The 13005-nt window shown below is 64.3% G+C and carries 14 protein-coding genes; 2 read left to right on the top strand and 12 right to left on the bottom strand.

The genetic code is table 11. The annotated features are described in order from the left end of the window. The first annotated feature begins 10 nt into the window (after positions 1–10). Together rplI and AM2010_RS03260 are read left to right on the top strand one after the other, a co-directional pair. Complete coding sequence (gene rplI, locus AM2010_RS03265; RefSeq protein ID WP_047805857.1) at positions 11–655, top strand: 50S ribosomal protein L9; 645 nt, start codon at positions 11–13, stop codon at positions 653–655. Between the two features lie 149 nt (positions 656–804). Continuing rightward, entirely contained in the window at positions 805–2244 is a 1440-nt protein-coding gene (locus AM2010_RS03260; RefSeq protein ID WP_047807656.1) for an AMP nucleosidase, read from the top strand. Between the two features lie 663 nt (positions 2245–2907). On the opposite strand, the gene rimK is transcribed toward AM2010_RS03260, so the two are convergent. The 12 genes from rimK to ffh form a co-directional block, all read right to left on the bottom strand. Next, on the bottom strand, positions 2908–3813 hold the full coding sequence (gene rimK / locus AM2010_RS03255; protein WP_047805856.1) for a 30S ribosomal protein S6--L-glutamate ligase: 906 nt from the start codon (positions 3811–3813) through the stop codon (positions 2908–2910). Between the two features lie 10 nt (positions 3814–3823). After that, a complete protein-coding gene (locus AM2010_RS03250) occupies positions 3824–4267 on the bottom strand; it encodes an ATP-dependent zinc protease family protein (RefSeq protein ID WP_047805855.1) in 444 nt (147 codons plus the stop codon). A 61-nt stretch (positions 4268–4328) separates the two neighbouring features. Further along, on the bottom strand, positions 4329–6176 hold the full coding sequence (locus AM2010_RS03245; protein WP_047805854.1) for a M2 family metallopeptidase: 1848 nt from the start codon (positions 6174–6176) through the stop codon (positions 4329–4331). Positions 6177–6302: 126 nt separating this feature from the next. Further along, positions 6303–7064, bottom strand: a complete 762-nt coding sequence (locus AM2010_RS03240) for an alpha/beta fold hydrolase (protein ID WP_047805853.1) — start codon at positions 7062–7064, stop codon at positions 6303–6305. Between the two features lie 19 nt (positions 7065–7083). Then, positions 7084–7515 carry a hypothetical protein gene (locus AM2010_RS13665; protein WP_053043889.1) on the bottom strand — a complete coding sequence of 144 codons (432 nt, stop codon included), beginning with the start codon at positions 7513–7515 and terminating at the stop codon, positions 7084–7086. Beyond that, positions 7512–8159 carry a 2-hydroxychromene-2-carboxylate isomerase gene (locus AM2010_RS03230; protein ID WP_047805852.1) on the bottom strand — a complete coding sequence of 216 codons (648 nt, stop codon included), beginning with the start codon at positions 8157–8159 and terminating at the stop codon, positions 7512–7514. The genes AM2010_RS13665 and AM2010_RS03230 overlap by 4 nt, the downstream gene beginning before the upstream one ends. Positions 8160–8191: 32 nt before the next feature. Beyond that, entirely contained in the window at positions 8192–9217 is a 1026-nt protein-coding gene (locus AM2010_RS03225; protein WP_047805851.1) for an aspartate-semialdehyde dehydrogenase, read from the bottom strand. 149 nt (positions 9218–9366) lie between these two features. Next, the gene (gene rplS / locus AM2010_RS03220; RefSeq protein ID WP_047805850.1) at positions 9367–9741 is read right to left on the bottom strand and encodes a 50S ribosomal protein L19; all 375 of its coding nucleotides are present in this window, start codon (positions 9739–9741) and stop codon (positions 9367–9369) included. Between the two features lie 13 nt (positions 9742–9754). Next, positions 9755–10480 carry a tRNA (guanosine(37)-N1)-methyltransferase TrmD gene (trmD, locus tag AM2010_RS03215; RefSeq protein ID WP_047805849.1) on the bottom strand — a complete coding sequence of 242 codons (726 nt, stop codon included), beginning with the start codon at positions 10478–10480 and terminating at the stop codon, positions 9755–9757. Positions 10481–10514: 34 nt separating this feature from the next. After that, on the bottom strand, positions 10515–11003 hold the full coding sequence (rimM, locus tag AM2010_RS03210) for a ribosome maturation factor RimM (protein WP_047805848.1): 489 nt from the start codon (positions 11001–11003) through the stop codon (positions 10515–10517). A gap of 9 nt (positions 11004–11012) precedes the next feature. Then, positions 11013–11522 (bottom strand): 30S ribosomal protein S16, encoded by a 510-nt coding sequence (gene rpsP / locus AM2010_RS03205; protein WP_047805847.1) that lies wholly within the window; start codon positions 11520–11522, stop codon positions 11013–11015. Between the two features lie 41 nt (positions 11523–11563). After that, positions 11564–12994: a signal recognition particle protein gene (gene ffh, locus AM2010_RS03200; RefSeq protein WP_047805846.1), complete on the bottom strand. Its 1431-nt coding sequence runs from the start codon at positions 12992–12994 to the stop codon at positions 11564–11566. Positions 12995–13005: the final 11 nt, after the last annotated feature.

The raw sequence follows: 13005 nt of genomic DNA, 5'->3' as shown, positions 1-13005 counted from the left end.
GAGAGTAGACATGGACATTATCCTCCTCGAACGCATCGGAAACCTGGGCAGCATCGGCGATGTCGTCTCGGTCAAGGACGGCTACGCCCGCAACTTCCTGCTCCCGCAGAAGAAGGCGCTGCGCGCGAACGAAGCGAACCGCAAGGTCTTCGAAGCCAACCGCGAACGCCTGGAAAAGGAAAACGCGGAACGTCGCGGCGAATCCGAAAAGCAGGGCGAAAAGATCGACGGTGTCGAGATCGTTCTGATCCGCGCTTCGTCGAACGCCGGCCAGCTTTACGGCTCGGTCAATGTGCGTGACATCGTCATGGGCCTTGCTGACAAGGGTCACGAGATCGACAAGCGCCAGGTCGTCATGGGCCACCCGATCAAGACCATCGGTATGCACGATGTCACCATCGCGCTGCATCCCGAAGTTCACGTGACGGTGAAGGCCAACGTCGCCCGTTCGGAAGACGAAGCCGAGCTGCAGAGCCAGGGCATCGACGTGCTCGCGCAGATGTTCGAAGACGAGCAGAAGGAAATCGAGGAAATGGCCCAGGCCAATGCCGTCGATCCCACGCTCGAACCCGGTGAAATCCCGGCGGACATGCTCGATCAGTCGGATGCAGAAGACGATTCTGCCGAAGCCGAAGAAGACACCAGCGAAAGCTGATTGGCTTGCACGGCCGGGCGAGATCGCTGCGATCCCGTTCGAAAGAAACACAAAAAGGGCGCGGCCTCACACGGGGTTCGCGCCCTTTTTCTTTGGCCGCAATATAGCGGGACTTTGAAATGTCACGCGAGCGGCGCTATCTGCCGCCGATGGAATCACCTGAGAAAATTATCGAAGACCTGATCCGGCTCTACGACGAGTCGGTCGAACGCCTGCGCACCGACATCGTTGCTTTCGCGCGCGAAGGCACGTTGCCCAAGCCGGAAAAGCGCAGCGATGGCAGCTATGCCTACCCGGAAATTCGGCTGCGCTTCAGGGGCGGCACCCGCCCCGCCGACAGCAGCCGCGCCTACGGCAGGCTCAACGCGCCCGGCATCTACGCCACGACCGTGACCCGCCCCCGCCTGTTCGCCGATTATCTGACGGAACAGCTCCGCCTGATCGCGAGCGAATACGACGTGGATTGCGAAGTCGCCCAGTCGCGGCAGGAAATCCCCTTCCCCTACGTGCTCGACGGGGACGCCGGGGCCGAACTGGCGGGCATCAGCCCGAACGAGCTGGCACGCCATTTCCCCGCGACCGAGCTGGCCGATATCGGCGACGAGATTGCCGACGGGTACGAACTGGGCGCGCCGGGCGACCCGTTCCCGCTGTCGCTGTTCGACGGGCTGCGGACCGATTTCAGCCTCGCCCGGCTGGCGCACTATACCGGCACCGATCCGGCGCACTTCCAGCGCTTCATCCTGTTCACCAACTATCACCGCTACGTCGATGAATTCGTGGACTGGGCCGGCGCGCAACTGGGCAGCGACGACTGCACCGCGCTCGCCGGAGCCGGCGGCCTCTATCTCGACACCCCGCGCGAGAACGCCCGCGCCGAACTGTCGGACACCGCCTGGCGTCGCCACCAGATGCCGGCCTACCACCTGATCGGCAAGAACCGCGGCGGGATCACCCTGGTCAACATCGGCGTCGGCCCGTCCAACGCGAAGACGATCTGCGACCACCTTGCCGTGCTGCGGCCCGAGGCATGGCTGATGATCGGCCACTGCGGCGGCCTGCGCCCCAGCCAGAAAATCGGCGATTACGTGCTCGCCCATGCCTACTTGCGCGACGACCACGTGCTCGACCCGGTGCTCCCACCTGAAATTCCCCTGCCGGCGATTGCCGAAGTGCAGCAGGCGCTGGCCAAGGCGGCGGAAGATGTCAGCGGCACCCACGGCGCCAATCTGAAGCGGCGGATGCGCACCGGCACCGTGGTCACCACCGACGATCGCAACTGGGAACTGCGCTACAGCCAGTCCGCCCGCCGCCTCTCGCTCAGCCGTGCGGTCGGGATCGACATGGAAAGCGCCACCATCGCCGCGCAGGGCTATCGCTTCCGCGTCCCCTACGGAACGCTGCTCTGCGTGTCCGACAAGCCGCTCCACGGCGAAATCAAGCTGCCGGGGCAGGCGAACAAGTTCTACGAAGAAGCAATCGCCGCGCACATGCAGATCGGCGTCACAACCTGCCGATTGCTGCGCGAGGAAGGCAGCCGCCTGCACTCCCGCAAGCTGAGGGCTTTCAACGAACCGCCGTTTCGGTGAATTGCTTCAAATAGCTCGCAACCATCGGCGTAGGATCCGTCGCCGGAACATTCCATGCCGCGACACTGGGGTGCGTCAGGGAGGCCACGTATGTGCCACGCTCTGAGGCGTGGATCGTCGAGCGCCAGCGTCGCCGGTTCTCTTCTGTAAACGTGGCTAGCTCCCAATGAGCTCCTAGGCGGTTTCGAACCTCCTGACCTACGAGTCTGCCAAAACAGACAACCATCTTGATATTCAGGGTCCGAATGACAGCGTCGTGAAAAGGCCAGCACCTATCGATCAAGTCACGTCGGGATGATCCAAGGTCAGCTCCTCTCGCCGATCTCACGAAAATCAGGTTGCTGGCAGGGGTTCTACGTGGGTCCAACCCCAGTTTATCACACAAATGTAGAACGCGAGGCTGCATCCCATGGGTTCCGGCAGCCTTGCCGAGCCACTCTTCATCGGCGTATGCAGACCACAGTCTGCGCGCTGGTTGGGAACAGGTTTCGAGTTGCCGCCCCACGGTTTCTGCAGCCTGTTTCACCGGGGACCCGCCGGGATTCAGGCCGAGAAGGTAGACTGGCTTGGTTTCGCTAAAAGCTATCTCGCCCGAGTAGTAGACACTCCCGGAAACACCCATAAACTCGTCAGGTACTAACTGACCGAAATAGCCTAGAGCCGTCATCCCTTCCCCTTGGTCTTCGTCTTCCACGCCTTGGCGTTGACCGTGACGAAATCGATGATCATGCCGGCGATATCCTTGCCGGTCGCCGCCTCGATCCCTTCGAGGCCGGGCGAGGAATTGACTTCCATGATCACCGGGCCGTGGTTGCTGCGCAGCATGTCCACGCCGCAGACGTTGAGGCCCATCTTGCGCGCCGCGCGCACGGCGGTGGAGCGTTCTTCGGGAGTGATCTTGATCAGTTTGGCACTGCCGCCGCGGTGCAGATTGCTGCGGAAATCATCGGGGGCCCCGGTGCGCTGCATCGCGGCCACGACCTTGCCGCCGATCACCAGCGCGCGAATGTCCGTACCGCCGGCTTCCTTGATGAATTCCTGCACCAGGATGTTGACGTTGGCACCGCGAAACGCCTCGATCACCGATTTGGCGCTCGCTTCCGTTTCGGCCAGGACGACGCCGATACCCTGTGTTCCCTCGAGCAGCTTGATCACAACCGGCGGCCCCTTCACCGAGCGGATGACTTCCTCGGTCTGCTTCGGGTCGTGGGCGAAAGCGGTCAGGGGCAAGCCCAGGCCATGCTTGGCGAGGATCTGCATCGAACGCAGCTTGTCGCGGCTGCGCCCGATCGCGACGCTTTCGTTCAGCGGCCAGACGCCGGCCATTTCGAACTGGCGCAGGATTGCCAGCCCGTAATTGGTGATCGAGGCACCGATGCGCGGGATCACCGCGTCATAACCGCTCACCGTTTCGCCGTTGTAGCTGACGGTGGGGCGATGGCTGGCGATATGCACGGTGCAGCGCAGGGTGTTGAGAATGTCGAGCGTGTGCCCCCGCTCCTCCGCCGCCTCGACCAGGCGCCGGTGCGAATAGAGTTCCGCATTGCGCGCGAGCATGGCGATTTTCATGGCTGCAAGATCATGGTTTGTAGCCTTTTTCCACCTCGAGCCCGGGGGTTTGAAGCCACGAATGTCCCGAGTCGACGACGAACCTGCGCCTTAGCGCAGAACGGCCGATAAGCATCGGGAATTTCATATCCGAACGATCAGCAAGGCTGATCTCGGCGCGGAATTCCCGTTTACCGATCGTCAATGGCGTCTTGATGACATAGCGGAACTGGGTCTCGCCGTTGGAGCTGGTGATGCCGCGTCTGTCGACATGGACCGCCTCGCACACCTGGCGGACATGCTGACGCTCGAAATCGACCGCGAAACGGACATATTCCGCGCCGTCGCGTTCGAACTTGTCCAGCACCACCCCGTGCAGCGAGGACGTGCGGGCACCGGTGTCGATCTTGGCCGGGACATTGTGCAGCCCCAGTTCGGGCAGGTGGACCAGCTCGCGCCAGCCCACCGTCGCCATCCCTGATTTCGCGGCGCTCAAGCGATATGCGCCCGACCGCCGCGACTGGCATTTGCCGTCGTTACCATCCGGTTGGCTTGCCCTTGTTCTGTTCGTCCAGCCACGCCTTCAGCGGGGCGAAGTATTCGAGCATCGGGCGTGCGCTCATCTCGCGGGTGCCTGTGAACGCCTCCAGCGCGTCCGGCCAGGGCTTGCTGCCTCCCATTTCGAGCATGGCGTTGAGATTGCGCCCGACTTCCTCGTTGCCATAGAAGCTGCACCGGTGCAGCGGCCCTTCCCACCCGGCCTGCTCGCACGCGGCCTGATAGAACTGGAACTGCAGAATCCGCGCGAGGAAATAGCGCATGTAGGGTGTGTTGCCGGGGATGTGATACTTCGCGCCCGGATCGAAGGCATCGGCCGGCCGCTCCACCGGTGGCACGATCCCCTGGTAATCGCGCTTCAGATCGACCCAGGCGGTGTTGTATTCCGCCGGGCTGATCGAACCGTCGAACACGCCCCAGCGCCACTTGTCGACCAGCAGGCCGAAAGGCAGGAAGGCGACCTTGTCCATCGCCTGGCGCAGCAGCAGGCCGATGTCCTTGTCCGCCCCCGGCACTTGGGCACGGTCGAGCAGGCCGATCTGCACCAGGTATTCGGGCGTGATCGACAGCGCGATCATGTCGCCGATCGCCTCGTGGAAACCGTCGTTCGCCCCGTTGAGGTAGAGGTAGGGCTGATCCTTGTAGGCGCGCTGGTAATAGTTATGGCCCAGCTCGTGGTGGATCGTGACGAAATCGTCGGCGTTCACCTTGATGCACATCTTGATCCGGATATCGTCCTTGTTGTCGATATCCCACGCGCTGGCGTGGCAGACGACCTCTCGGTCGGCCGGCTTGGTGAACATCGAGCGTTGGTAGAACGTTTCGGGCAAAGGCTCGAAACCGAGCGAGGAGAAGAACCCCTCGCCCGCCTTGACCATGTCGAGCGGGTCCTTGCCCTGCGCTTCGAGCAGTTCGCCGATATCGAAGCCGAGTTCGCCCGCACCCTCGGGCGCGACGAGCGGATAGATATTGCCCCATTCCTGGGCCCACATATTGCCCAGCAGGTCAGCCCGGATCGGGCCCGTCTTCGCCTGAACCGCATCGCCGTATTTCTCGTTCAGCTTCCAGCGGACATATGTGTGCAGTGCCTCGTAAAGCGGGCGTGTTTCTTCCCACAGGCGGTCGGTCACGGCGGTGAACTCGTCCGGGTCCATGTCGTACCCCGACCGCCACATCGCCCCGACATTGTCGAAGCCCAGCTCAGCCGCGCCTTCGTTGGCGATTTCGACCAGGCGGGCGTAATCTTCCTTCATCGGCGCGCCGACATCGTCGTGCCAGCTCGCCCACATTTCGGCATATTCTTCTGGCGTGTGGTCGAGATTGCCCATCTCCGCCTCGATGTCGGATCCGGAGATCGGCTGTCCGTTCAGCGTCCCCTTCCCCTTGCCGTACTGGCTTTGCAGATTGGTGGCGATCTGGTTCAGTTCGTTCGCCGCGCCCTCGGTCGTGGGCGCGGGCAGAACGATACCGTTGCGCAGGATGTCGAGTTTGCGCGCAACATCCACGTCCAGCCCTTCGACCTGCGCGTACTTCGCTGCTTCCAGCGCGTACTTGACCGATTTCTCAGTCCCTTCGGCGCCCGCCTGCGCGGCAAGCGCATCGGTATCTTCGGTAATATAGGTGGCGTTGACCCAATAGACCCGGCTCGCTTCGACCGAGTAGTCGAACAGGTCCTTCTCCACCATCGCGACCCATTCGGCCGCGCCTTCCGGCGTCATCGGATACTGCGAGGCGGCGGCGGTGCCTTCGTCGGCGCTCTGCTGCGCGGCGGCAGGCGTGGCAAGCGATACGGCGAGCGCGGCAAGCGCAACGGATGCAAATTTCATGACGGTGGCGATCCTCTCAGTCGACAATACGGTTTCCGCAAATACTGGGCGGTTTCCGCAGATACTGGTTTGTGAACCGCCGTTCGCGGCGAATCAAGCCACCGAACAACGCCGCCCCACAGCCGATCAATCGTTGTTGCCCAGGAACCGCACCAGAGCATCGCCCAGCGCGCCTTCGGTCACCGATCCCATATGCGTGCCGGGAATTTCCACATGGCGGGCATCGGGCAGCGTTTCGGCCAGCCGCTCCGCAGAACCGTTGTCGTCATCCTTGTCGCCGCACAGCACCATCGTCGGCATGGAGATCGCCGACAGCTCCGCCGGGGCGGTATCGTCCACCGCCTGCAACAGCAGGCGCGCGGCGACGCGGTCGATCTTCATCGTTTTCATGAAACTGACCGGCATGAAGGCCGGATCGCCGCGCTTCACTTCGTCGAAGCGGTCGATGGCATCGATGAAGTAGGCTGCCCGGCGGTTCCACCCGGCCAGCCCCTCCAGCCCCATGCCCGCCAGCACCAGGCGGCGGGGCTGCAGCCCCTCTATCACGGCGCGTGCGGACGTGCGCGCGCCCAGCGAAAATCCGACCAGATCGTAATCGTCGAGGTCGAGCGCCGCGACCAGCGCCGCGGCATCGCGAGCCAGAACGCCCGGCGGATAGCTTTCCGGTGCGTGCGGTTTCCCGCTCGTCCCGTGGGCGCGCAGGTCGGGCATGATCGCCTCGAACCCGGCCTCGACCAGTTTGCCCGCATGGCCGAAGCGGACCCAGTTCATCTCTGCGCTGGAAAACAGGCCGTGGAGCAGCACCACCGGCCGCCCCGCCCCCATGCGGTGCACGGCGAGCTCGGTGCCGTCGAAAGAGGATATCGTCTGTTCAACCCGTTCGCTCATCCCGGTCTGCTTCCTTCGTTCAATCGGTCGTTTCGGCAACCACGAGGTGGGCCCGCATCGCCGGGCCCCCATCGCGGCGATGTTCGTCCAGCATGTCCGGCCCGCCGGGTCGCCGCACCATGTCGCGTGCGTCCCGTAGCGCCTGCAGCTCGCCATAAACACCGGTTGCATCGCCGCCAGAATGATCGGCAGTGAGGCTGGCCAGCGCGGGCAGGTCCAGCCACTGGAGGCTGGGCAAGTCGCGGTCGCTCTCGATCCCGACGAAGTGCCGGAAGCCATCAGGTCGATCTTCCCAGGAAACACCCCAGAGCGTTTCGGGGCGGTCGCCCAGTCTGGCGAAAAGATCGTCCATCAAACGCCGGACAGCGCCATCGGCAGCCTCGACATATGTCCCCTCCCACGCCAGACCCGCCAGGCGGCGCGGTGGATGTTCGACGAGCGTTCCCGTCATCGTTCGGCCAGCCCTTTCTGCTCCATGCGCCATTGGGCCATTTCGATGCGGTCCTGCCCAAAGAACGGCTCCCCATCGAACACCAGCGTCGGCACGCCCCAATGGCCGGCGTCTTCCAGCGCCTGCAGGTTCGCCGCGATCTCGGCATCGAGCGTTTCCGGTTCGTCTGCGACCTCCCGATCCAGCTCGGCGAGATCGAGGCCGGCGCGCGCCGCAGCGGTGGCGAGATGATCGCCCTCGTGCCAGTTTTCCGCCCCGCCCCAGATCAGTTGCCCCGCCTCGTGAGCAAAGACCAGACCTGCACCGCGCCGGGCCGCCGCCTGGCCCAGCCGGGTGATCCGGCGGATATAGGGCTGATCGGGCGCGATCCGGCGGGTCGCCACGTCCTGCACGATCGGGTCGGGCCGCGGTGCGCCGAACGGTATGCCGTGAAACTGCGCCACCCGCGCCATGTCGAGGAAGGTATAGCGCAGCCAGTTCGGGTGGTTGCGCTCGAAGAAATCGGGCTGCCGGATGGCCAGCGGATAGACGGGCCGCAGCGCGATATCGACCGCATACTGCCTCGCCATCGCGCGATAGCGCCCGATGGCGAGGTAGCTGTAGGGACTGCGGAAGCTGAAATAGAGGTCGGCGGAAAGGGTCATGCGACGCTTTGTGCCGCAAGCCCTCGCGCGCGTCACCCCTTCTTCAGGTGCTTGCGGCCGAGCAATTCGGCAATCTGCACTGCGTTGAGCGCCGCGCCCTTGCGCAGGTTATCGCTCACGCACCACAGCGTCAGGCCGTTTTCGACCGTCGGGTCTTCACGCACGCGGCTGATATAGGTCGCGCCGTCGCCCGCGCTCTCCACCGGGGTGACGTATCCGCCGTCCTCCCGCTTGTCGACCAGCATGATCCCGGGCGCTTCGCGCAGGATATCCATTGCCGCATCGGCGGAAAGCTCGTTCTCGAACTCGATATTCACCGCCTCGGAATGGCCGACGAAGACCGGCACGCGCACGCAGGTGGCGTTCAGCTTGACCTTGGGGTCGAGGATCTTCTTGGTTTCGACCACCATCTTCCATTCTTCCTTGGTCGAACCGTCGTCCAGGAATACGTCGATATGGGGGATGACGTTGAAGGCGATCTGCTTGGTGAACTTCTTCGGTTCGACCGGATCGCCGACGAAGATCGCGCGGCTCTGTTCGAACAGCTCGTCCATCCCGGCCTTCCCCGCGCCGGAAACCGATTGATAGGTGCTGACGACGACCCGCTTGATGGTCGCCGCATCGTGCAGCGGCTTGAGCGCGACGACGAGCTGCGCGGTCGAACAGTTCGGATTGGCGATGATGTTGCGCGCGGTGTAACCGTCGATCGCGTCGGGGTTCACCTCCGGCACGATCAGCGGCACGTCCGGCTCCATCCGGTAGAGCGAGGAATTGTCGATCACCACGCAGCCGGCGGCGGCCGCCTTGGGCGCATATTCCTTCGCCGGGCCGCTGCCGGCCGCGAACAGGGCAATGTCCCAGCCGGTGAAATCGAAATGCTCGATATTCTTGCACTTGAGCATCTTGCCGGTGTCGCCGAATTCCACTTCGGTCCCGACCGAACGCGAGCTGGCCACTGCGGCCACTTCGTCGCAGGGAAACTCGCGCTCTGCGAGGATCTGCATCATCTCGCGCCCGACGTTCCCGGTCGCACCGACGATTGCCACCCGATAACCCATCTGCAACTCCTAGCTAGTTCAGGCCGCGTGCCTAGCGCTCCGTCGCGCCGGCGCAACCGCAATTGAATTTGTGCCGGGCCAAGCAAAAGGGGCGCCCCGACCCTGTGCCGGAGCGCCCCTTCGCTTGTCTCGTTCCCGGTGGGAGGCTGTCAGGCCTTCTCGGTCGGGCGACTGTCGCGACGCTCGGCGATGCGGGCCGATTTACCGGTGCGGCCACGCAGGTAATAAAGCTTCGCCCGGCGCACCACACCGCGGCGAACGACGGTAATGCTGTCGACGACCGGCGAGTAGAGCGGGAACACGCGTTCCACGCCTTCGCCGAACGACATCTTGCGCACGGTGAAGTTCGAACCCATGCCGCGGTTCGAACGAGCGATCACCACGCCTTCGAAATTCTGCACACGCTCACGCGTGCCTTCGACGACTTTCACGCCGACGCGCACGGTATCCCCGGCGCGGAAATCGGGAATGTCTTTCCCGAGGTTCTCGATAGCTTCGGCCTCGAGCTGCTGGATCAGGTTCATTTGCCTGGTCTTTCTAGTCTTTTCGCCGCGCGCCAGAGGCAGGTCGGGCCCGAGCGTCACTGTAACGCTCCCAAAGGTCCGGCCTGCGTAACCGTGTATCGTCTTCGCTGCGTTGCTTGCGCCACGCCGCGATCTTCGCATGATCCCCCGATCGCAGCACTTCAGGGATCGTGCGCCCTTCCCATTCGGCAGGTCGGGTATATTGCGGATATTCGAGAAGCCCTTCTTCGAAGGATTCCTCGGCCCCGCTCGAAGCCGCGCCCATTACGCCGGGAAGCAGGCGAATGCAAGCGTCCAGAATGGCAAGCGCGGCGGGTTCTCCGCCCGACAAGACGATGTCGCCCAGGCTGATCTGTTCGATCTGCGGACGGGCATCGAACAGACGCTCGTCGAAGCCTTCGAACCGGCCGCACAGGATGGTCACGCCGGGGCCGGCGGACAGCGCACGAATCCGTGCCTGGGTGATCGGCCGGCCACGCGGCGTCATCGCCAGCACGGGCCGCCCGGCGGGCACGCTGTCCAGCGCGGCCGCCAGCACGTCCGCCTTCAGGACCATGCCCGCACCGCCGCCCGCCGGCGTGTCGTCGACCGTGCGGTGCCGGTCGTTCGCGAAATCGCGGATCTGCACGGCATCGCAGGTCCAGTCCCCCCGCTCCAGCGCGCGCCCCGCCAGCGAAACGCCGAGCGGCCCGGGAAACATCTCGGGATAGAGCGTTAGAATGGTGGCAGCGAAAGTCATTCGATCGCGCCTGGGAAAATCTCGTGCCCCATCGTCACTGCTCCGCAAAAGGCGCGGCCACGATCAGGCGTTCGCCGTTCCATGAAGGCACCGCCTCGGCGATCATCGGGACCATGAAGCGCTTGCCATCCGGTCGTTCGATTTCGACCAGGTCGGTCGCGCCGAAATTCTCGATCGCGACGATGGTCCCCAGGGGAGTGCCCGCGTCATCCAGCGCCGGAAGGCCCAGGAGGTCGGCGTGGTAATATTCCCCGTCGCCGAGAGGGGGGAGCGTGCTGCGCGGGACAGTCAGCGCGGTGCCGCGCAAGCGTTCCGCCGCGCCCCGGTCGGCCACTTCGGCAAAGCGCGCGATCGCGCCGCCCTTGTTGTCGCTGCGAACCTTCGAAAGCGTCAAGGCGCCTTCGTTGAAAGTCTTGTGCCTGCGCAGCGTTTCCAGCCCTTCGCCAAACAGCTTGAGGCGGACTTCGCCCGTCACGCCGTGCGCGCCGGCAATGGCGGCAAGGGTGACGGGCCTGTCTTTCATCGGAAGCGCTTAGCCTTCCGACTTCTCTTCGGTGGACTCTTCGGCAGCCGGAGCGTCTTCGGCCGGGGCGTCCGCAGCAGGTGCTTCCTCGGCCGGAGCTTCCTCTGCAGGTGCTTCTTCGGCGGGAGCTTCGGCAGCGGCCTTGGCCTCTTCCTCGGCAGCCTTCTTGGCTTCTTCGGCTTCAGCGACCTTCGCGGCTTTCTCTTCAGCGCGTTCCTTGGCCTTTTCGCCCGGCTCGGCCTTGTTCGGGTTGTTGCGCGCGGCGCGCTCGCGGATGCCCGCGGCGTCGAGGAAGCGGGCAACACGGTCGCTCGGCTGTGCGCCGACGCCCAGCCAGTAGCGCGCACGATCTTCGTTCAGTTCGACGCGCTTTTCGTCGTCCTTGGCGAGCAGCGGGTTGTAGATGCCGATCTGCTCCAGATACTTGCCGTCGCGCGGCTTGCGGCTGTCGGCCGCGACGATGCGGTAATAGGGGCGCTTCTTCGCGCCACCGCGCGAGAGACGAAGTGCAATTGCCATTGTATGTTACCTTTCCAACTTAAACATATGAATTTGAATACTTATTTCTTCTGTCCGGGCAGGCCGGGGAGGCCCGGCGGCATTCCGCCGGCGCCGGGCCCGCCGAGGCCGGGCATGGCGGCCCCCATGCCGCCACCGCCAAGCAGCGCGCCCAGCCCCTTGAGCCCGCCCATCTTCTTGATCTGTTTCATTGCGCGGCCCATTTCCTGATGCATCTTGAGCAGCTTGTTCACGTCCTGCACCTGCAGGCCGCTGCCCGCCGCCACGCGCTTCTTGCGCTTGGCGTTCATCAGCGCGGGATTGGCGCGTTCCTTGGCCGTCATCGAACCGATGATCGCGTCCATGTGGACCAGCACCTTGTCGTCCATGCCCGATTGCGACAGCGCCGCCTTGGCCTTCTTCATCCCCGGAAGCATTCCGGCGAGCATCCCGAGCCCGCCCATGCTCTGCATCTGGCGCAGCTGCATACGCAGATCGTTGAGGTCGAACTGCCCTTTCGCCATGCGCTTGGCGAGCGCTTCGGCATCTTCTTCCTTGATCGTCGCCGCGGCCTTTTCGACCAGGCTGACGACATCGCCCATGCCGAGGATACGGCCCGCGACACGCTTGGGATCGAACGCTTCGATCGCGTCCAGCTTCTCGCCCGTGCCCGCAAACTTGATCGGCTGGCCGGTGACATGGCGCATCGACAGCGCCGCACCGCCGCGCGCATCGCCGTCCATCCGCGTCAGCACGACGCCGGTCAGCGGCACTTCCTCGGTGAAGCTCCTGGCGACGTTGACCGCGTCCTGCCCGGTCAGCGAATCGACCACCAGCAGCACTTCGGTCGGTGCGGAGACGCCGGCGACGGCCTTCATCTCCGCCATCAGCGCTTCGTCCACGTGCAAGCGGCCGGCGGTGTCGAGCAGCAGCACGTCGGCCGATTGCAGTTTCGCCGATTCCATCGCACGCCGGGCGATATCGACCGGCTGCTGGCCGGCGACGATCGGCAGGGTGGCGACGCTGACCTGTTCGCCCAGCACCGCCAGCTGCTCCTGCGCCGCCGGGCGGTTGACGTCGAGCGAGGCCATCAGCGCTTTCTTGCCGTGGCGTTCCTTCAGCAGCTTGGCCAGCTTGGCAGTCGTGGTGGTCTTGCCCGAGCCCTGGAGGCCGACCATCATGATCACGACCGGCGGCTTCGCCTCCAGCGTCAGACCTTCGACCTCTTCCCCGCCGAGCATCTCGACCAGCTCGTCGTTGACGATCTTGACGACCTGCTGACCGGGCGTGACCGACTTGAGAACTTCGGCCCCGATCGCCTTTTCGGTGACGGCATCGATGAAGCGGCGCACGACGGGCAGCGCAACGTCGGCTTCGAGCAGCGCGACGCGCACTTCGCGCATGGCATCGCGCACGTCCTGTTCGGACAGGGCGCCGCGGCCGCGCAGGCGGTCGAACACGTTGCCGAGCCGATCGGACAGATTGTCGAACATCGCCTACTCCA

The organism is Pelagerythrobacter marensis, assembly GCF_001028625.1.
GTDB classification, from domain to species: Bacteria; Pseudomonadota; Alphaproteobacteria; order Sphingomonadales; family Sphingomonadaceae; genus Pelagerythrobacter; species Pelagerythrobacter marensis.
This window is presented reverse-complemented; position numbering and strand designations above follow the sequence as displayed.

Bases quoted from the DNA above. Each gene is read 5' to 3' on its own strand.
- AM2010_RS03250 (WP_047805855.1), bottom strand. From the start codon at position 4,267: ATGGCGACGGTGGGCTGGCGCGAGCTGGTCCACCTGCCCGAACTGGGG.
- ffh (WP_047805846.1), bottom strand. From the start codon at position 12,994: ATGTTCGACAATCTGTCCGATCGGCTCGGCAACGTGTTCGACCGCCTG.
- AM2010_RS03225 (WP_047805851.1), bottom strand. From the start codon at position 9,217: ATGGGTTATCGGGTGGCAATCGTCGGTGCGACCGGGAACGTCGGGCGC.
- AM2010_RS03260 (WP_047807656.1), top strand. From the start codon at position 805: ATGGAATCACCTGAGAAAATTATCGAAGACCTGATCCGGCTCTACGAC.
- trmD (WP_047805849.1), bottom strand. From the start codon at position 10,480: ATGACTTTCGCTGCCACCATTCTAACGCTCTATCCCGAGATGTTTCCC.
- rplS (WP_047805850.1), bottom strand. From the start codon at position 9,741: ATGAACCTGATCCAGCAGCTCGAGGCCGAAGCTATCGAGAACCTCGGG.
- AM2010_RS03240 (WP_047805853.1), bottom strand. From the start codon at position 7,064: ATGAGCGAACGGGTTGAACAGACGATATCCTCTTTCGACGGCACCGAG.
- rplI (WP_047805857.1), top strand. From the start codon at position 11: ATGGACATTATCCTCCTCGAACGCATCGGAAACCTGGGCAGCATCGGC.
- rimM (WP_047805848.1), bottom strand. From the start codon at position 11,003: ATGAAAGACAGGCCCGTCACCCTTGCCGCCATTGCCGGCGCGCACGGC.
- rpsP (WP_047805847.1), bottom strand. From the start codon at position 11,522: ATGGCAATTGCACTTCGTCTCTCGCGCGGTGGCGCGAAGAAGCGCCCC.
- AM2010_RS13665 (WP_053043889.1), bottom strand. From the start codon at position 7,515: ATGACGGGAACGCTCGTCGAACATCCACCGCGCCGCCTGGCGGGTCTG.
- AM2010_RS03230 (WP_047805852.1), bottom strand. From the start codon at position 8,159: ATGACCCTTTCCGCCGACCTCTATTTCAGCTTCCGCAGTCCCTACAGC.
- AM2010_RS03245 (WP_047805854.1), bottom strand. From the start codon at position 6,176: ATGAAATTTGCATCCGTTGCGCTTGCCGCGCTCGCCGTATCGCTTGCC.
- rimK (WP_047805856.1), bottom strand. From the start codon at position 3,813: ATGAAAATCGCCATGCTCGCGCGCAATGCGGAACTCTATTCGCACCGG.